This window comes from Gordonia zhenghanii (assembly GCF_021738965.1).
Lineage (GTDB): Bacteria > Actinomycetota > Actinomycetes > Mycobacteriales > Mycobacteriaceae > Gordonia > Gordonia zhenghanii.
In genome coordinates, this window is record NZ_JAKKOQ010000021.1 from 16,025 (window position 1) to 34,415 (window position 18,391).

Sequence of the window (18,391 nt, forward strand, 5' to 3'; positions counted from 1 at the left end):
TGGTGCGAATACTACTCGGAATCACCGATCGTGCCTGTTCACGAACAGTTCACCGCCGCGATCCGGGACGGACACGCTCACGCGTCGAACTGGACCGGTTCAGCCCCTACCATCAAGATGTCTAGATAACTGGATAACTACTAATCGGGTGGACGACCACCTACTCGGAGGATTGATGAGTGTGACCACCGGCCCCGCAACTGTGGGCAGCGAGGTGAATGCCGAGCGCCAGGAATGGATGCGCATCCTGGCGTCCGCGGACTCCGTCGCCGTCGAGGACGCGTGGGAACAGTGGCAGCCTAAGCCGCACACGCAGAACATTCGTGGACCCGAAGTCGGTCTCGTGATGATCCGGGCGCGTACCGATTCGGCAGGGCCCCGGTTCAATCTGGGTGAGGCCACCGTGACCCGCGCGACCGTCCGTCTGCACGGCGAGCCGATGAGCGAGGACACGGTCGGCACGGCCTACGTGCTGGGGACCGACCTCGCTCATTCGCAGGCGGCAGCGCAGTTCGACGCATTGCTCGCCGACCCGGCTCAGCACGATCGGGTCATCGCCGAGGTCATTGAGCCGCTGCAGGCAGCGCAGACCGAGCAGGATCAGGCGCGCCGCGCGCAGGAGCGGAGCACACAGGTCGACTTCTTCACCGTCGCAAGGGAACACGAATGAGCCAGCAGACCACCATCCCCGCTCCCGGCTTCGCCGATGCCACCCACGACGCCCAATTGGTGTTCCGAGCGGTCCTCGACGCACTGTCGCAACCCGGGCGCTTGTTCGATCTCGTCACTGCGCCGCACGCTCCCGCACCGTTGGGGCCGGCGCTCGGGGCTGTCGCGCTGACCCTCCTGGACGACGACTGCACGGTGTGGCTGGATCCGGAACTGGCGAACGCCCCCGCGGTGACGTCCTGGCTGGCCTTCCACACCGGTGCACGGACGACCGACGATCCAGCCGCCGCGACATTCCTGTTCGCCGTCGACGCCTGCGCGCTGCCTGCGCTCGCGACCCTCGCACAGGGCACTGACGTGGCGCCGCACCTGTCGGCGACCGTGGTGCTCGGCGTCGGTCCGAACACGCCGATGCGAACCACGGTCGGCCGCGGGCCGGGGATCGAATCGACTGCGTCCGTGTCAGTTCCGGAGACATGGCCGGACTTCGACGCCCAGTGGCAGGCCAACACCGAGACCTTCCCCCGCGGCGTGGACGTCGTGCTCGTCACTGACTCGTGCGTGACGGCGCTCCCGCGGACCACCAGCCTCGAACGAGAGGACATCTGATGTACGTAGCAGTCAAAGGCGGTGAGCGGGCGATCGCCAACGCCCACGCGCTCCTCGCCCAGCAGGGGCGCGGCGATCCGGACCTCCCCGCGATCGACCCGAGACAAGTGGCCGGACAGCTCGGCGTGCTGGTGGCTCGCGTGATGACCGAAGGGTCCCTGTACGACCCGGAACTGGCCGCACGCGCTCTCGTCCAGGCACAGGGCGACGTCCTCGAAGCGGTGACCCTGGTGCGTTCCTACCGGACCACGATCCCGCGGTTCGGATACACCGAACCGATCGACACCGCAGCCTTGCCGCCGCAGCGACGAGTGTCGGCGACGTTCAAGGACCTGCCCGGCGGCCAACAGCTGGGTGCGACCTTCGACTACACCCATCGCCTGTTCACCGAACGCGGCACCGAAGGACCGACGACCGATAGGTCCGGCACGACCGGCAGTGCGTCCGACTCGGATGGGTCGGCCCCGGAGGCGGAAGGCACGCCGATGCCGAGGGTCGCCGATCTTCTCGCGGCAGGCGATCTCATGGAACCGTGTGCGGCCGACGACGGTCAGGACCCGATCGACATCACTCGCGACCCGGCCGCCTACCCGATGTCGCGTGCAGGCCGCCTGCAGGCGCTGGCACGAGGCGACGAAGGGTATCTGCTGGCGCTCGGGTACTCGACGCAGCGCGGCTACGGTCGTACCCACCCGTTCGCCGGGGAGATCCGCACGGGACAGGTCGAGGTGTGCTTCGACGCTCCCGAACTCGACTTTCCCGTCCCGCTCGGCCGCATCGAAGTCACCGAATGCCAGATGATCAACCAGTTCACCGGCAACTCCGAGACGCCAGCGCAGTTCACCCGCGGCTACGGCCTGGCCTTCGGTCGCAGCGAGCGCAAGGCCATGTCGATGTCGCTCGTCGACCGCGCACTGCGCGCCGACGAGTTCGCCGAGCGCATCACCGCGCCAGCCCAGGACGAGGAATTCGTCCTCAGCCATGCCGACAACGTGCAGGCGACGGGTTTCGTCGAGCATCTGAAGCTCCCGCACTACGTCGACTTCCAAGCCGAGCTCGTCCTGGTCCGGCAACTGCATGCCGACTTCGAACGCCGCGCCGCTGCGGCAGCCGAATCCGCAAGCATGCCAGACGATCTCGCGTCAGACGATCTCACCGATCCGACATCCGAGAGGCAGGCGTCATGAGTCCGACATCCACAGCGATGGCGGCGCCCATCGAGTACAACATCGGCTACCTCGACGAGCAGACCAAGCGGATGATTCGCCGCGCGTTGCTCAAAGCCGTCGCGATTCCCGGCTTCCAAGTGCCGTTCGCGTCGCGCGAAGTACCCATGCCGCGCGGATGGGGGACCGGCGGAGTGCAGGTGACGGCGGCCGTGATCGGCACCGGCGACGTGCTCAAAGTGATCGACCAAGGCGCCGACGACACCACGAACGCGGTGTCCATCCGAGCCTTCTTCGCGGAGGTCGCCAAGGTCGAGACCACCACGAGGACTGAGGACGCGACGATCATCCAGACGCGTCACCGGATCCCCGAGACCCCGCTCGCTGCGGGGCAGATCATCGTCTACCAGGTCCCGATCCCTGAGCCGCTGCGCTTCCTGGAACCCCGCGAGACCGAGACCCGTCGCCTCCACGCGCTCCAGGACTACGGCTTGATGTACGTCAAGCTGTACGAGGATATCGCCAAGCTGGGACACATCGCGACCGCGTACGACTACCCGGTCCTGGTCAACGGACGCTATCTGATGGCTCCGTCGCCGATCCCGACATTCGACAACCCGAAGATGCACATGAACCCGGCCCTGCAGCTGTTCGGCGCCGGACGAGAGAAGCGGATCTACGCCGTCCCACCGTTCACCTCCGTCGAGAGCCTCGCCTTCGAGGACTACCGATTCGAACCCCAGGTGTTCGACGACCCGTGCGCGCTCTGTGGATCGTTCGGCGTCTACCTGGACGAGGTGATCACCGACGACGACGGCACCGCGATGTTCGTCTGTTCGGACACCGACCACTGTGAACAGGCCGTCGGTCAGACGTCTGTTCGGACCGACGAGGAGGTCGGCGCGTGAACACCGAGACACCACTGTTGAGCGTGCGCGGCGCAGGCCACCTCTACGGCGACCGCTACGGCTGCCGGGACGTCGACTTCGACCTGTGGCCGGGCGAGGTCCTGGCCGTGGTCGGCGAGTCCGGCTCGGGCAAGTCGACGCTCCTGAGCACGCTGTCGCAGCGTCTGACCCTGTCGGAGGGCTCGATCGCCTACCGGCTCGCCGACGGCGCGACCGTCGACCTGGCGTCCCTCAGCGAGAGCGAGGTGCGCCGACTGTGGCGGACCGAGTGGGGCTTCGTGCACCAGAACGCCGCAGACGGCCTGCGCATGCATGTCAGTGCGGGCGGCAACATCGGCGAACCGCTGATGGCGACCGGCTCGCGCCACTACGGCGACATCCGCGCCACGGCTGCGCAGTGGCTCGAACGCGTCGAGATCCCCACCGACCGCATCGACGACGTTCCGGCCGACTTCTCCGGCGGCATGCGACAGCGACTGCAGATCGCTCGGAACCTCGTCGTCGCACCGCGACTGATGTTCATGGACGAGCCGACCAGCGGGTTGGACGTCTCGGTGCAGGCGCGACTCCTGGACCTGCTCCGCAGGCTGGTCGCCGACCTCGGACTGGCCGTGATCATCGTGACCCACGACCTCGCGGTGGCCCGACTCCTCGCCCATCGGACACTCGTGATGAAGGACGGCCGCGTCGTCGAATCCGGTCTCACCGACCGGGTGCTCGACGATCCGCACGCCGCCTACACGCAGCTGCTCGTCTCCTCGATCCTCCAAGGATGACTGTGAACACTTCCGAACTCTCCCGCACTCGTGAGTCCCAGACACCAGTTCTCGATGTGCCCGTTCTCGCTGTAGCCGACGTGCACAAGACCTTCACGATGCACCTGCAAGGGGGCGTCCGACTCCCCGTCCTGTCCGGTCTGACATTCGAGGTCCGTGCGGGCGAATGTGTGGTCCTCGACGGCGCGTCCGGCGCAGGCAAGAGCTCGATCCTGAAGATGGTGTACGGGAACTACGGGGTCGACGGCGGCCGGATGGTGTTGCGCGGCAACGGCCCGTGCATCGACCTCGCCGACACCGATCCCCGGTCGATCCTCGACGCACGCAGCCATCGGATCGGGTACGTCAGCCAGTTCCTGCGTTGTGTGCCGCGCGTGGACGCGCTGCACGTGGTGGCCGAGCCTCTCCTCGAACGCGGCGTCCCTGAAGCCGACGCCCGGGACCGGGGGGCCGAGATGCTGCAGCGGCTCGGGATCCCCGAGCGGTTGTGGGGCCTGCCGCCCGCGACCTTCTCGGGCGGCGAACAGCAACGCGTCAACGTGGCGCGCGGATTCCTCCCCGACCTCCCGCTGCTCCTGCTCGACGAGCCGACCGCATCGCTGGACGCCCGAAACCGTGACGTGGTGATCGACCTGGTCCGCGAGAAGTGCGCGCGGGGCGTCGGCGTTCTCGGGATCTTCCACGATGCGTACGTGCGAGAAGCAGTGGCCGACCGACTGATCGACGTGCCGTCGTTCACCCCGTCGCTCGGTGCGACTCATGACTGAGTCGTCGCGCGCCGCCGTGTACGCGGCGCCGGGATTCGGCGACGACGCGGTCGCGGCCCGGCTGTGCGAGCGTGCGCAGGCGTGGCTCGGGCGCGCAGTCGACGGCGCCCCGGTGGCTCGTGAGTGCCCGCCGGGCTGGACCCGAGAGCAGGTCGACGAGATCACGGTCGCCGCTCGGTCGTACGGGTTCCACGGCACTCTCAAGGCGCCGTTCCGACTCGACGCGGGACGCACGCTCACGGGCCTGTGCGACGCGGTGGACGAGCTGGCCGCGGCCTCGCCGCCCGTCGTGATCCCGCGTCTCACGCTGGCCCCGCTCGGCGGCTTCCTCGCACTCGTCCCGGGCGGGGAGGCCCCCGACCTTCGGGCTCTGGCCGACGCCGCGGTGACCGGGCTCGACCGTTTCCGCGCCCCGCTCACCGCGCCCGAACGGGAACGCCGACGTCCCGAGACGCTCACCGAACGGCAACGCGACCTCCTCGACCGATGGGGATATCCGTATGTGCTCGACGAGTTCAGATTCCACCTGACTCTCACCGACTCGATCCCGAGCGGACGTCGTCCCGGAGTGCAGCAGGCGCTGCAGTCGTGGTTCGGCGAGTACCTCGGCGCCGACCTGGTCCTGGACGCCGTCGCCGTCTTCACCCAGGAGAGTCCGACCGCCCCGTTCGTCGTCCACTCCGTGCACCGGCTCGCCGGGCCGGACCGCACACACTCGACGGCGCGCCCCGCGTCGCCAGCTCTGGAAGGAACCGACCGATGAGTCGTGACACCGTGCTCGCCAACGCCAATGTCGTCCTCGACGACGAGATCGTCCGCGCCGACGTCCACATCCGTGACGGACTGATCGCCGACGTATGCACGACGTCGACGTCCGTGGCGTCCGAGGACTTCGACGGCGACTACCTCGTCCCCGGCGTCGTCGAACTGCACACCGACCATCTCGAATACCACTTCTCACCGCGCCCCGGCGTGCAGTGGGATCCGGTTCCCGCCGTCCTCGCACACGACGCGCAGATGGCGGCGGCCGGCGCGACGACGGTGTTCGACGCCGTCCGGATCGGATCCGAGGGCGCCACGTCGAACGATGAGGGCGCCGCCGCAGCAGCCCATCGACTCGTCGACGCCGTCATGGCGGCGTCCGACGGGGACATGCTGCGCGCGGACCACGCCATCCACCTGCGCTGCGAAGTCTCATCGGCGGACTGCGCCGACGTGTTCAGTGAGTTCGTCGACAATCCGAGAATCCGGCTGGCCTCGCTGATGGACCACACCCCGGGGCAACGTCAGTTCGCCGACGTCGACGAGTTCAAGCGCTACTACCTCGGCAAGGGGACCGTCCTGGCGGAGAACATCGACGCGCACATCGCGTTTCGCCGCGACCAGTCGGCACAGTTCGCTGTCCGGCACCGCCAGCTGATCTCGGGTCTCGCGGCCGACCGCGGCATCACGCTGGCCGCCCACGACGACGCCACCCAGGAGCACATCGACGAGTCGATGAGCCTCGGTGTCCACATCTCGGAGTTCCCGACCACGGTCCTGGCGGCCGAAGCCGCGACCGCAAACGGGCTTCAAGTGGTGATGGGCGCACCGAACATCGTGCGCGGCGGCAGCCAGTCGGGCAACGTCGCAGCAGCCGCCCTCCTCGAACGAGGATTCCTGCACGTCCTCTCCTCCGACTACGTGCCGTCGAGCCCGCTGCAAGCGGTGTTCCAACTCGCCGCCGACCACACTCTCGACCTGGTCGACGGGATCAAACTGGTGAGTGCGAACCCCGCCCGAGCCGTCGGATTGGACGACCGCGGCGAGATCGCCGTCGGAAAGCGGGCCGACCTCGTCCGCGTCCGTGCGCACGACCTGCCTGCCACCGAACGGCACCTGCACGGCAGGCAGGTCCCGATCGTTCGGGCGGTGTACCGGGCCGGAGCGCGGACGTCGTGACGATCGGGCCCGGAGCCTTCGTGGCGGTGGTCGGCGGAAGCGGCGTCGGGAAGGACTCGATCCTCGATTACGCGCGTCAGCGATGCGACGCCCGGTTCGCCCGTCGCGTCATCACCCGTCCCGCGGGGCCAGGCGAAGAGCACGACGCCGTCGACGAGGACACATTCGCGGGTGCGTGTGCCCGCGGTGACTTCGCCGTGCACTGGGCCGCACACGGACTGCGCTACGGGATCCCCACCGGCGTCGACGACGTCGTCTCCGCGGGCGGCGTCGTCGTGGCCAACGTGTCGCGCGGCGTCCTCGCCGAACTGGACGCTCGGTACGAGCGACTGGTCGTGGTCCGCGTCCTGGTCTCCGACGAGGTGCGCCGCGCGCGACTGCACGGTCGCGGTCGGGAGTCCGGCGACCTGGTCGACGCCCGCGTGACCCGACCGGATCCGGCGCCCGACCATCCTGCCGTCGAGATCCTCAACGACGGCGCGCTGGCCGACGCGGGCGACGAATTCCTCCGGGTGCTGCGGTCCGTCGAGACCTCGCCGAGTCAGCCGAGCTGACTGGGCGCGGGCGCGCCGTGCTCCGGCTCGTCGTCGAGCGTCTCCGACGGGCCGCTGAACTGCGCGTTGTACAAGCGGTGGTACGCGCCCCTCGCCTTGAGCAGCGCATCGTGGTCGCCCTGCTCGACGATGTGTCCGTCCTCCATGACGATGATCGTGTCGGCGTCGCGGATCGTGGACAGGCGGTGGGCGATCACGAAGCTCGTGCGATCGGCGCGCAGATTGGCCATCGCCTTGCCGATCAGCAGCTCGGTGCGGGTGTCGACCGAACTCGTCGCCTCGTCGAGGATCAGGATCGACGGTTTGGCCAGGAACGCGCGAGCGATGGTGATGAGCTGGCGTTCGCCTGCACTGACACCGCCGCCCTCGTCGTCGAGCACGGTCTCGTAACCGTCGGGCAGGGTGCGGACGAAATGGTCCACGTGGCTGGTCCGCGCGGCGTCGATGACTTCCTCCCGCGTCGCGGTCGGATCGCCGTACGCGATGTTGTCGTAGATCGTGCCGCCGAACAGCCATGAATCCTGCAACACCATGCCGGTGCGTTCGCGCAGATCGTCTCGGGTCATCCTCGACGCGTCCACGCCGTCGACCCAGATGGCGCCGCCGTCGAGTTCGTAGAACCGCATGATGAGGTTCACGAGGGTCGTCTTGCCCGCACCAGTGGGGCCGACGATCGCAATGGTGTCACCGGACTCCGCGCTCAGCGACAGATTCTCGATGAGCGGTCGGTCGTCGACGTAGCGGAACGAGACGTCGTCGAAGACGATACGGCCGGCATCCGACTTCGGTGACTGCGCGTCGGCGGGATCGGGGTCCTCCTCGTCCTCGTCGAGGACGGCGAAGATCCGCTCGGCCGACGCGACACCGCTCTGCATCAGATTGAACATCGAGCCGATCTGGGTGAGCGGCTGCGTGAACTGACGCGAGTACTGGATGAACGCCTGCACCTCGCCGAGGCTCAACTGCCCGGAGGCGACGCGGAGTCCGCCGACGACGGCGACCGCCACATAGTTGAGGTTCCCGAGGAACATGATGGTCGGCATGATGATGCCGGAGATGAACTGGGCGCGCCACGACGATTGGTAGAGCTTCTCGTTGCGATCGTCGAACGCCGCCTCGACGGCTTCCCGGCGGCCGAACGCCTTGACCAGCTCGTGCCCGGTGAACGACTCCTCGATCTGGGCGTTCAACGCGCCGGTCGACGACCACTGACCGACGAAATGCGGTTTCGAGCGCTTCGCGATCAACCCGGTCGCAATGGCGGCGAGCGGGACGGTCGCGATTGCGATCACCGACAGCAGCGGCGAGATCGACAACATCATGATGAGGATGGCGATCACCATGAGCACGGAGTTCAGGAACTGGCTGATGGTCTGCTGCAACGACTGCGACAGATTGTCGAGGTCGTTGGTGACGCGGGACAGGAGGTCGCCGCGCGCCGATGTGTCGTAGTACTTCAGCGGCAGTCGGTGGACCTTCTCCTCGATGCGGCCGCGGAGCCTGGTGACGGTGCCGACGACGACCTTGTTGAGCAGGTAGGCGCCGAGCCAGCCGAGCAGCGCGGCCGCCACGTAGAGGAAGAGCACGAATGCGAGGATGCGGCCGACCGCGTCGAAGTCGATGCCTTGGCCGGGGACGACGTCCATCGACGACACCATGTCGGCGAAGGTGCCGTGGCCGGAGTCGCGAAGACCCGCAATGGCCTCCTCTTTGGAGACGCCCGCCGGGAGCTGCGACCCGATGACGCCGTCGAACAGCTCGTTGGTGGCGTCACCGAGGACGCGCGGGGTGTACGCGTTGAGGGCCACCGAGCCGAGGATCGCGATGAGGACGACAGCCATGGCGGCCCGGTGTGCGCCGAGCTGCCGGATCAGCCGCTTCAGCGACGGGCCGAACGAGTGGGCCTTCTCCAGCGACGGTGCGCCAGGTGCGCCGGGGCGGCTCACTGTGCTGCTCCGATCGCCAGCTGGGACTCGGCGATCTCCGCGTAGGTCGCGCACGTTTCGAGGAGTTGCTCATGGGTTCCGACACCGACGACGGAGCCCTGTTCGAGGACGACGATCTGGTCGGCCGACGTGATCGTCGAGATGCGTTGGGCGACGACGATCATCGCGGCGTCGCGCGTCGCGGGGGCGAGGGCGGCGCGCAGGCGGGCGTCGGTCTGCAGATCGAGCGCGGAGAACGAATCGTCGAACACGTAGACGGACGGTCGGCGGATCAGCGCGCGGGCGATCGCCAGGCGCTGACGCTGTCCGCCGGACACCGTCGTGCCGCCCTGGGCGATCGCGGTGTCGAGTCCGTCGGGCATGGCGCGCACGAAGTCCGCGGCCTGCGCGATCTCCAACGCCGACCACAGTTCGTCGTCGGTGGCGTCGGCCTTGCCGTGTCGAAGGTTGGTGGCGACGGTTCCGGAGAACAGGTACGGACGCTGCGGGACCAGCCCGATGCCTGCACGGAGAAGGTCGGGGTCCTGATCTCGGACGTCGACGCCACCGATCCGGAGTCGGCCGCCGGTCGTGTCGATCAGGCGCGGGATGAGGTTGACGAGCGTCGTCTTGCCGGATCCGGTCGAGCCGACGATCGCCGTCGTCGTCCCCGGACTCGTGGTGAATGTGATGTCGGAGAGGACGGCCTCGTCGGCGCCCGGATACCGGAACTCGACGGCGTCGAACTCGACGACGGCCGGATCGTCGGTCATCGCGACCGGCTGGTCCGCGGTGCGCACCGACGACTCGGTGTCGAGGACTTCGCAGATGCGTTCGGCGCAGACGCCTGCACGCGGAGCCATGATGGCAAGGAACGAAGCCATCATCACCGACATCATGATCTGCATGACGTAGCTGATCATCGCGGTCAGCGAGCCGATCTCGACGTCGCCGTCGCCGATCGCGTGGCCGCCGAACCAGAGGACGGCGATCAAGGTCAGGTTGGTGATCAGCATGACGGCCGGGAACATCAACGCCATCATCCGGCCGACGCGCAGCGAGGCGTCGGCGAGCAGATTGTTGGCGACGTCGAAACGGTCGATCTCGTGGCGCTCACGCACGAACGCGCGGACCACTCGGATGCCGGTGATCTGTTCGCGCATCACCCGGTTCACTCCGTCGATCCGTTCCTGCATGGAGCGGAACGCGGGGATCATCCGGCCGATGATGAGTCCCATCGTCACTCCGAGGATGGGGACGGCGACGGCGAGGAGCCACGAGATCGGCAGCGCCTCGTACATGCCCATGACGATGCCGCCGATCCCCATGATCGGGGCGGTCACCAGGATCGAAATCGACATGACGGCCAACATCTGTACCTGTTGGACGTCGTTGGTGGTGCGCGTGATCAGCGACGGTGCACCGAAGTGACCGACTTCGCGTGCCGAGAAGTCGTTGACGCGGTGCACGAGATCGTGCCGGATGTCGCGGCCTGCGCCGAGTGAGGCCTGCGCTCCCGAGTACATGGCGATCACCGAACAGACGATCTGGACCAGCGAGACGAGCAGCATGATGCCGCCCGTCCGCAGGATGAAGCCGGTGTCGCCGGTCGCGACGCCCTCGTCGATGATGGCGGCGTTGAGTGTCGGGAGATAGAGCATCGCCGCCGTCGCGACCAGTTGGAGCGCGACGACGACGATGATCAATCGCTTGTACCTTGCGAGGTACGTGCGGAGCAGACGGATGAGCACTCCGTCGACTCTATACGTCTGTCCGTCGATCGGACGAGCGGTTTTCCCTGGTCTCAGCGCAGTGCGACGGCAGCCTCAGGCGTGTACGTGAGGTAGGTGAACGACTCGGTGAAGTAGAGGTTCACGACGTCGGCATCGTGCGAGTCGTAGCCGATCGACACGTCCTGGCCGATGGTCAGCTCGAAGTCGCCGCCGCGCGTCGAGACCAGGTAGGCGCCGTCGATCGCGGGAGCCCAGACGATCTCGCCGTCGGTCAGGATGCGACGCAGGTGCTCGCGTACCGGGTAGCCGTGGTTCGACGTCTCGTTGACCTGTGCGTACAGATCGGCCGACAGGGCGAGCGAGTACGGGCCGTCGACGGAGGCCAGCCGCAGCTTGTTCATGGCCTGGCTGATCGCGTCCGTGGACTCGCGGACGTCGTCGGGCAGCGCGATGTTGGTGGCGCCTTCGCCCAGCCCGGTGATGTTGGCCGCACCGTATCCGCTGAAGATCGCGCGGTCCTCGGCGAGCGCGAGTTCGCGCGCGGCCTTGACGACGGGATCCCAGTCGGAGTCGGCCGCGCCGCGCTCGACGTCGTCGATCGCCTCGCGGGTGACGGTGAACGGAACCTTCAGTTCGACCAGGGGCTGCGCGTTCCGCAGGTAGGCCGAGATGCCGTCGGCTGGCGAGTCGATCTTGGTGCGGTGGCCGATGGTCACCGAGTCGGTGTCGAGACCGAGCGGGCCCTTCACGTCCACCAGGCGTCGACCGGCGACGTTGCGCTTGAACGAGCGGCTCGCCTCCTCTTCGATCTCGGCCCATGCGGCACTGGAGATCGGAGCTAGATCGCGGTGCAGGTTGCTCATCGGATGTTCCCTTCTACGTTCTGTCGGTCGTGGTGGTTGTGGGAGTTCGGTCGGTGGCGGGGGTCAGCGCAGCGAGCCGATGCCGAGGCTTCCGTCCGACGGCCCGGGGTCCTCGGCCGGTTCTTCCTCGTCGACGGCGGGCGCGGGCGGCGGGTCCTCGAGGAACTCCATGGTCGGCGCGAAGTACTGGCTGCCGGTGACGGCGGTCGTGAAGTCCAGGAGTCGGTCGTGGTTGCCTTCCGGTTCGCCGATGAACATGTTGCGCAGCATCTGTTCGGTGACGTCTGGGGTGTTCGAATAGGCGATGAAGAGGGTGCCGCTCTCGCCGTCGCCGCCGAACTCGCCGTACGGCATGTTGTCGCGCACGATGTCGAGTTCGTTGCCGTCTTCGTCCTCGATCACGTTCAACGCGATATGCGAGTTCGTCGGTTTCACGTCGTCGCCGAACTCGACATTCTCCAGTTTAGTCCGGCCGATCGCGGCTTCCTGCTCGGCGACGGGCAGTGCGTCCCACTCGTCGAAGTCGGTCACGTACCGCTGGACCGCCACATACGTGCCGCCCGCGAAGTCCGGATCCTCGTCGCCGACGACGATGGCGTCGACCGCGTCGTCGCCGGTCGGGTTCTCGGTTCCGTCGACGAAACCGATGAGGTCGCGCATGTCGAAGTACCGGAATCCGTGCACTTCGTCGATCACGGTCACGGCGTCGCCGATCGAGGCCGTCCACAGGCGGCCGACCTCGTATGCGAGATCCATGCGGTCGGACTTGATGTGCAGCAGCAGGTCGCCGGGCGTGGACGGCGCCGTGTGCACATCGCCGGTCAGCTCGATGAACGGATGCAGCAAGGCCGGTCGCGGCCCGCTGAACAGGCGGTCCCACGCGTCCGAGCCGACCGCGATGATCGCCGACAGCGTCGCTTCCGGCGCCCGAGACGACACCGTCGTGACCAGGTCTGTCAGTCCGCTGATGCCCTCACGCACCGCGTCTTCGCCGTCGTCGGCGATCGTCATGACCAGAAACATCGCCGATGGAGTCTTACGAGTCAGAATGTGCTGTCCGGTTCCCACACTCTCAACAGTAGCGACAACACACGACATCGGCCGACGTCTCCCTCAGGAGACGCCGGCCGATGTCGGTTTGCTGCTGGTCGAGCTCTAACTCCGCTGGTCGAGCGGAGTCGAGACCCGGAGTCGAGCCCTAACCACGCCGGTCGAGCGGAGTCGAGACCCTCAGAAGAACGCCGGGCGGAACGTGGTCTTCCACGACTGCTTGAAGCGAGCACCCCAGTAGTCCCACCAGTGTGCGCCGTCGGGCGTGATGTTGGTGGTCAGCTTGACGCCCGGCACGGTTGCGAGGCGAGCGATGTAGAGCTGCGAGCTGGTCGACGCGGCCACCTCGAGCGGCACCATCTGAGCGAACTTCGTCGGGTTGAACCGCGGGCTGCCCGGGGTGAGCGACGAGTCGTACTTGGAGCCGACACCGGTGCCGGACGAGACGTAGACGCGCTTGCCCGCAAGGTTGCCTGCGGTCAGGAACGGATCATTGGCCGCCCACTGACCTGCGGGCCAGATGCCCCACATGTTGACCGGGTTGCCGCCCATCTCCATGACAGCGGCCTGGATGCCCTGACCGAAGCCCGGCATGGTGACGGTCGGGTACCCGCTGTACGAGGCGACTGCCTTGTAGAAGCTCGGATGACGCGAGGCCAGGTTCAGCGCGGCGGTGCCGGACATCGACAGGCCTGCGATGCCGTTACGACGGTTGTCGCTGTTGTGGCGCTTCTTCATGTAGGCGGGGAGTTCCTTGGTCAGGAACGTCTCCCACTTGTTGAGGCCGAGCTTCGGGTCGCGGCGCTCCCAGTTGGTGTAGAAGCTGCCAGCGCCGCCGAACGGAATGGCCACGTTGGTGCCCTTGCCCGCCATGTACTTGTCGACGTTGGTGTTCTGCAGCCAGCCACTGGTGTCGTTCGGCGCACGAAGTCCGTCGAGGAGGTACAGGGTCGGCTTGGCGCCGCTGCCGCCGCCGTCGATGATCTGCACCGGCACACTGCGGTGCATGGCGCGCGAGTAGACGTTCTCGACGGTGCCTGCGGCCGAAGCCTCCGGTGCGGGCGTGACGGCGACGAGCGTGCCTGCGGCAGCTGCGGCCACCGCCAACACACCGGCGGTCAAGCGCTTGCGTGCGCTAGAGAGCATGCGTAAGTCCTTCAGTCAGTGGCCACGCACGCGCGGCCGAGGTAGAAAATGCCAGGCTGTACAGCCCTGACCCCCGTTCGGTGGAGAGCGTAATCGAACTGTGACCGTCTGTCCAAAGGGAGGAACGAGTCGAAATCGGGTTGTGACGTCACGAACCGGTGTCGGCGTCCGTGGCAGTCGTGAATCACCGCAGCCCGGAGGCGGTGGCGTACGTCGCCACCGCGGATTGCGATGCGCGGTGGAACGGTAGAGTCGCGGGTGTGATGTGTGCGACGATCGGCGCGCTAGAACAGGGGAACACGTGAGCACTCGGGATGACGTCGACGCGGTGGTCGTCGGAGCTGGACTGGCTGGTCTGGTCGCCACCTACGAGCTGACGAAAGCGGGTCGGCACGTCGTCGTCGTCGACCAGGAGAACCGGGCCAATCTAGGCGGACAGGCGTTCTGGTCGTTGGGCGGGATCTTTCTCGTCGACAGTCCGGAGCAGCGACGGCTCGGCATCAAGGACTCCCCGGAGCTGGCCTTGCAGGACTGGATGGGGTCGGCCGGTTTCGACCGGGATGACGAGGACTACTGGCCGCGGCAATGGGCCCGCGCGTACGTCGACTTCGCGGCGACCAGCAAACGACAGTATCTCCATGACCTGGGACTGCGGTTCACGCCCGTGGTCGGCTGGGCAGAGCGCGGCGGCGGTTTCGCCGACGGGCACGGCAACTCGGTGCCGCGGTTCCACCTGTCCTGGGGGACCGGCCCCGACGTGGTGCGCGTCTTCCTCGATCCCGTCCTCGAAGCGGAGAAGCGTGGACTCGTCACGTTCGCGTTCCGTCGTCGCGTCGACGAGGTGATCGTGTCCGACGACGGTGTTGCTGTCGGCGTCCGCGGTCGGGTGCTCGAATCCAGCAGCGCCGAGCGGGGCGTTCCGTCGTCGCGCGTGGAGACCGACGACTTCGAGATCCGTGGAGGCGCGGTGATCGTGACGTCGGGCGGCATCGGCCACAACCATGACCTCATCCGCGAGAACTGGCCGGTGGAACGGCTCGGTCCGGCACCGGAGTTCATGATCTCGGGCGTCCCCGACTACGTGGACGGCCGGATGCTGGCGATCACCGAATCCGCGGGCGGCAACATCGTCAACCGGGACCGGATGTGGCACTACACCGAGGGCATCCAGAACTGGGACCCAGTCTGGTCCGACCACGCCATCCGCATCATTCCCGGGCCGTCGTCGTTGTGGCTCGACGCGAACGGGAACCGCCTCGCGGCGCCGAACTTTCCCGGCTTCGACACGAATTCGACGATGAAGGCGATCCTGGACACCGGGTACGACTATTCGTGGTTCGTCCTCAGCAGTTCGATCATCGAGAAGGAGTTCGCGCTGTCGGGCTCCGAGCAGAATCCGGACATCACCGAGAAGTCGCTGAAGGTCGCTGCGAAGAGCCGCCTCGCCAAGGGGATGCCCGGTCCGGTCGCGGCGTTCACCGAGCACGGCGTCGACTTCGTCGTCCGGGACACCCTGCCCGAACTCGTGAACGGCATGAATGAGATCGGCCGCGGCGGGCACATCGACCTGCAGGAGCTCGAACGCACGATCTCCTCGCGCGATGCGCAGATGGAGAACGGATACAGCAAGGACGCCCAGGTCATGGCGATCCATAATGCCCGGAACTATCTGGGCGACAAGGTGGTCCGCGTCGCGAAACCGCACCGTCTCCTCGATCCGGCGCACGGACCGCTGATCGCCGTCCGACTGAACATCCTCACGCGCAAGACGCTCGGCGGTCTCGAGACCAACCTCGACTCGCAGGTGATGCGGCCCGACGGCGCAGCGTTCGACGGTCTGTACGCGGCAGGCGAAGTCGCGGGCTTCGGCGGCGGCGGCGTTCACGGCTACAACGCGCTCGAAGGCACCTTCCTCGGCGGCTGCATCTTCTCCGGTCGTGCGGCAGGACGGGCCGTCGCGCGACGCTGAGAGCGCTCCTACCCCGGAATTCGCGTTCCGCGATTGAACGTTCGATCGCCCAACGCGAATTCGAGGGCAGTGCGCGTCAGATCAGGCCGAGTCGCTGCAGCCTCGGCTTGATGCGCGGTACGACGCGGCGATTCTCCAGGTGGGCCCACTCGAGACGGACGATGTCGACGCCGAGATCCTCGAGGCGCCTGCCTGCGGTTCTCTCGTTTCAGGACGTCGATCGGTGTCTCGCCGTAGATGTTGTAGTCCTCGTACTTGCCGTAACCGTCGAACTCGGCGACGAGGACACCCTCCCAGTCGAAGTCCGAGCGGGCGACGAAGCCGTCCGCATCGTAGAACTCGTGTTGTAAACGCGGGAGCGGCAGCGCGCCCTCGATCATCTGGGCGCGAGTCCACGACTCGGCGGGGTTCGCCGAATCGCCGTCCGCGAGGGTCCGCAACCGCAGCGACCGTTTCCGGACCCGTCGCGCGCTGACGACATCGACGAGCGCGAGCTTCGGTTTGAGCAGCGGCAGGCGATGAACGACGGCGGCACTCTGGTGGGTGACGACCAGATCGGGGTCTCTCTCGAGAGCCGCTCGCGCCCGCAGTAGGTGAAGGTCGGCGGGCGGTCGGGGCGTCGCCGCCACGGCACTCTTCCAGGTTTCGTCGACACGCCTAGTGCCCCCGAATATGCGTTGCACGATTGAACGTTCAATCGCCCAACGCGAATTCGAGGGCAGAGTAGAGAGGCTAGGGCCGCTATTCGGGCCGCTGGTACCGGTCGTAGTCGGGCATCGGCCGGGTGGGGTCGGTGATCGGGCGGAACGAGCCGGTGTCGGTGTCGTCCGCGGGGCTCGGGGCCACGTGATCGTGCCCTGCCTGATCGTGCCCTGCTGGGCCCCGATCCGCCGGGCTCCAGTCGGACTGGCTCCAGGCCGAGGTCGCTGAGTCATCGGCGGGCGGCTGCGACCAGTACGGGTCCTGGGCGGTCTGCTGCGCAGGCATCACCGTGGTGTCGTCGGTGGACGAGACCGCCGGGATGGCCGTCGTCGCCTCCGTCGAACCCGAGTACGCGTACGACGGCTCGTTGGCGTTCGGATCCGTCGGGTAATCGTCTGGACCGTTGCCGTCCGGGTCGTATCCGCCGGGACCGTCGCCATCCGGCCCGTTGCCGTCTGCCGTGTCGTCGCCCTTGCGGCCGCGCCAGACGAGGATCGCCCAGCCGACGAGCAGCAGGACACCGAGGACGCCGAGTGCGATCGGCACGTACTTGCCGCCCCAGTCGAGGAGTCGCAGGTAGTGCTTGGAGCGGTCGGCCTGAGCTTGAACCGTCTCATCGGACCACTTGAAGGAGGCGTTCAGCGCGTCCATCCGGAAGTCGCGGATCGCGGCGGGCGACTCCTCGCTCTGGTCCGGCGACTTGAAGTACTGGTGCTGGTCTTCGTAGCCGTAGATGATCGTGCCGGTCGTCGGCTCCACGTAGACGTGGCGGGTGGCCTTCGCATAGCGGTGCATCTCCACCAGGTCACGGCTCTTGACGCCCCTGCCCGAGATACCCCACCACCGCGCGGGCATGTTCAAGATCGTGCCGAGAGCGGCTTCGCCGGAAGCGTCCGGGAGGTCCGAGAGGTCCTTCTCCGGGACGTCGGCCACGAAGTGGTACGTGTCGACACCGTCGATCTTGCGTTCCTCGACGAACTTCGCGACCGAGTCCTGGCGGGTGTTCGAATCGAAGTAGTAGTAGTCGCGTTTACCGACGTCGAAACCGAACTTGTACTGGAATCCCTTGCGGTCCTCCAACTTCACGGAGGCGTCCTCGACGTTGCCGCCCTCGGGGACGGCTTCGAGCTGCAGCGAGCTCACCGCACCGTTGGGCACCGACGTCTTACGGTCCACCGAGACGCGGTCGACAGTGGCGTTCAGGAGCGCGTCGTCGCACGGCAACTCGCCGTCCGTCGCCATCGACAGGTCGCGTTCCTCACCGTCCTGGTCGCGAACGCGGTCGATGCGCACGGTCTGGGCCGACTGCAGGGTGGCCTGGTTCTCGTCGGACGGGTCGACGATCACCGAGCGTCGCTGCTGGGTCAGGTGTGCGTCGTACACGGCGGCGCGGCGCTCGGAGACCGAGCACCGGTCGAAGATGCGCGCCGGAAACCGGTCGCCGGTCTCGCCTGCAGGCGTCACGGTCTCGGCGACCGACGTGATGTCGAGGTCGAGCGGGACCACCTTCAGCTTCGGGACGAGATACGTCGGCAACGCGATCGCCGCCGCGATGCACGCGACGCCGAGGAATGCCATCAGTGCGAGTAGGACGCGCTTCACGTTGTTCGGCT

Annotated in this window: 17 protein-coding genes; 10 read left to right on the top strand and 7 right to left on the bottom strand. The window is 67.2% G+C overall.

Annotation, left to right across the window (positions count from 1 at the left end):
* Positions 1-175: 175 nt before the first annotated feature.
* From phnG to phnN, 9 genes are read left to right on the top strand one after another with little or no spacing between them, the layout of a single operon-like run.
* Positions 176-670 carry a phosphonate C-P lyase system protein PhnG gene (gene phnG / locus L5G32_RS18225; RefSeq protein WP_237012499.1) on the top strand — a complete coding sequence of 165 codons (495 nt, stop codon included), beginning with the start codon at positions 176-178 and terminating at the stop codon, positions 668-670.
* The gene (phnH, locus tag L5G32_RS18230; protein WP_237012500.1) at positions 667-1,278 is read left to right on the top strand and encodes a phosphonate C-P lyase system protein PhnH; all 612 of its coding nucleotides are present in this window, start codon (positions 667-669) and stop codon (positions 1,276-1,278) included. The genes phnG and phnH overlap by 4 nt, the downstream gene beginning before the upstream one ends.
* Positions 1,278-2,465, top strand: coding sequence for a carbon-phosphorus lyase complex subunit (locus tag L5G32_RS18235; protein ID WP_237012501.1), 1,188 nt, complete (start codon positions 1,278-1,280; stop codon positions 2,463-2,465). Before phnH ends, L5G32_RS18235 begins: the two co-directional genes overlap by 1 nt.
* Complete coding sequence (locus tag L5G32_RS18240) at positions 2,462-3,352, top strand: alpha-D-ribose 1-methylphosphonate 5-phosphate C-P-lyase PhnJ (protein WP_308192064.1); 891 nt, start codon at positions 2,462-2,464, stop codon at positions 3,350-3,352. Before L5G32_RS18235 ends, L5G32_RS18240 begins: the two co-directional genes overlap by 4 nt.
* Positions 3,349-4,128: a phosphonate C-P lyase system protein PhnK gene (gene phnK, locus L5G32_RS18245; RefSeq protein ID WP_237012502.1), complete on the top strand. Its 780-nt coding sequence runs from the start codon at positions 3,349-3,351 to the stop codon at positions 4,126-4,128. Before L5G32_RS18240 ends, phnK begins: the two co-directional genes overlap by 4 nt.
* Positions 4,125-4,895, top strand: coding sequence for a phosphonate C-P lyase system protein PhnL (gene phnL, locus L5G32_RS18250; RefSeq protein WP_237012503.1), 771 nt, complete (start codon positions 4,125-4,127; stop codon positions 4,893-4,895). Before phnK ends, phnL begins: the two co-directional genes overlap by 4 nt.
* Entirely contained in the window at positions 4,888-5,658 is a 771-nt protein-coding gene (locus tag L5G32_RS18255) for a DUF1045 domain-containing protein (protein ID WP_237012504.1), read from the top strand. Before phnL ends, L5G32_RS18255 begins: the two co-directional genes overlap by 8 nt.
* Complete coding sequence (locus L5G32_RS18260) at positions 5,655-6,836, top strand: alpha-D-ribose 1-methylphosphonate 5-triphosphate diphosphatase (RefSeq protein ID WP_237012505.1); 1,182 nt, start codon at positions 5,655-5,657, stop codon at positions 6,834-6,836. The genes L5G32_RS18255 and L5G32_RS18260 overlap by 4 nt, the downstream gene beginning before the upstream one ends.
* A complete protein-coding gene (gene phnN, locus L5G32_RS18265) occupies positions 6,833-7,390 on the top strand; it encodes a phosphonate metabolism protein/1,5-bisphosphokinase (PRPP-forming) PhnN (protein ID WP_237012506.1) in 558 nt (185 codons plus the stop codon). The genes L5G32_RS18260 and phnN overlap by 4 nt, the downstream gene beginning before the upstream one ends.
* Here phnN and L5G32_RS18270 read toward each other — a convergent pair.
* The 5 genes from L5G32_RS18270 to L5G32_RS18290 form a co-directional block, all read right to left on the bottom strand.
* Positions 7,378-9,336: an ABC transporter ATP-binding protein gene (locus L5G32_RS18270; RefSeq protein WP_237012507.1), complete on the bottom strand. Its 1,959-nt coding sequence runs from the start codon at positions 9,334-9,336 to the stop codon at positions 7,378-7,380. The two genes, phnN and L5G32_RS18270, sit on opposite strands and share 13 nt — an antisense overlap.
* Positions 9,333-11,066, bottom strand: coding sequence for an ABC transporter ATP-binding protein (locus L5G32_RS18275; protein WP_237012508.1), 1,734 nt, complete (start codon positions 11,064-11,066; stop codon positions 9,333-9,335). Before L5G32_RS18275 ends, L5G32_RS18270 begins: the two co-directional genes overlap by 4 nt.
* 53 nt (positions 11,067-11,119) lie before the next feature.
* On the bottom strand, positions 11,120-11,911 hold the full coding sequence (locus tag L5G32_RS18280; protein ID WP_237012509.1) for a family 1 encapsulin nanocompartment shell protein: 792 nt from the start codon (positions 11,909-11,911) through the stop codon (positions 11,120-11,122).
* A gap of 63 nt (positions 11,912-11,974) precedes the next feature.
* Complete coding sequence (locus tag L5G32_RS18285) at positions 11,975-12,979, bottom strand: Dyp-type peroxidase (RefSeq protein WP_237012510.1); 1,005 nt, start codon at positions 12,977-12,979, stop codon at positions 11,975-11,977.
* Positions 12,980-13,141: 162 nt separating this feature from the next.
* Positions 13,142-14,107: an alpha/beta hydrolase gene (locus L5G32_RS18290; RefSeq protein ID WP_237012511.1), complete on the bottom strand. Its 966-nt coding sequence runs from the start codon at positions 14,105-14,107 to the stop codon at positions 13,142-13,144.
* Positions 14,108-14,408: 301 nt separating this feature from the next.
* Here L5G32_RS18290 and L5G32_RS18295 point away from each other — a divergent pair, with 301 nt between their 5' ends.
* A complete protein-coding gene (locus tag L5G32_RS18295) occupies positions 14,409-16,076 on the top strand; it encodes an FAD-binding dehydrogenase (RefSeq protein ID WP_237012512.1) in 1,668 nt (555 codons plus the stop codon).
* Between the two features lie 8 nt (positions 16,077-16,084).
* Here the strand turns inward: L5G32_RS18295 and L5G32_RS18300 are convergent, their stop codons facing one another.
* Positions 16,085-16,705: a hypothetical protein gene (locus L5G32_RS18300; RefSeq protein ID WP_237012513.1), complete on the bottom strand. Its 621-nt coding sequence runs from the start codon at positions 16,703-16,705 to the stop codon at positions 16,085-16,087.
* A gap of 112 nt (positions 16,706-16,817) precedes the next feature.
* Complete coding sequence (pgfA, locus tag L5G32_RS18305) at positions 16,818-18,380, bottom strand: cell envelope lipid trafficking protein PgfA (RefSeq protein WP_237012514.1); 1,563 nt, start codon at positions 18,378-18,380, stop codon at positions 16,818-16,820.
* Between the last annotated feature and the right edge of the window lie 11 nt (positions 18,381-18,391).

Excerpts from the sequence above, each read along its gene's own strand:
- phnG (WP_237012499.1), top strand. The coding sequence starts at position 176 with ATGAGTGTGACCACCGGCCCCGCAACTGTGGGCAGCGAGGTGAATGCC.
- phnH (WP_237012500.1), top strand. The coding sequence starts at position 667 with ATGAGCCAGCAGACCACCATCCCCGCTCCCGGCTTCGCCGATGCCACC.
- L5G32_RS18235 (WP_237012501.1), top strand. The coding sequence starts at position 1,278 with ATGTACGTAGCAGTCAAAGGCGGTGAGCGGGCGATCGCCAACGCCCAC.
- L5G32_RS18240 (WP_308192064.1), top strand. The coding sequence starts at position 2,462 with ATGAGTCCGACATCCACAGCGATGGCGGCGCCCATCGAGTACAACATC.
- phnL (WP_237012503.1), top strand. The coding sequence starts at position 4,125 with ATGACTGTGAACACTTCCGAACTCTCCCGCACTCGTGAGTCCCAGACA.
- L5G32_RS18255 (WP_237012504.1), top strand. The coding sequence starts at position 4,888 with ATGACTGAGTCGTCGCGCGCCGCCGTGTACGCGGCGCCGGGATTCGGC.
- L5G32_RS18260 (WP_237012505.1), top strand. The coding sequence starts at position 5,655 with ATGAGTCGTGACACCGTGCTCGCCAACGCCAATGTCGTCCTCGACGAC.
- L5G32_RS18280 (WP_237012509.1), bottom strand. The coding sequence starts at position 11,911 with ATGAGCAACCTGCACCGCGATCTAGCTCCGATCTCCAGTGCCGCATGG.
- L5G32_RS18290 (WP_237012511.1), bottom strand. The coding sequence starts at position 14,107 with ATGCTCTCTAGCGCACGCAAGCGCTTGACCGCCGGTGTGTTGGCGGTG.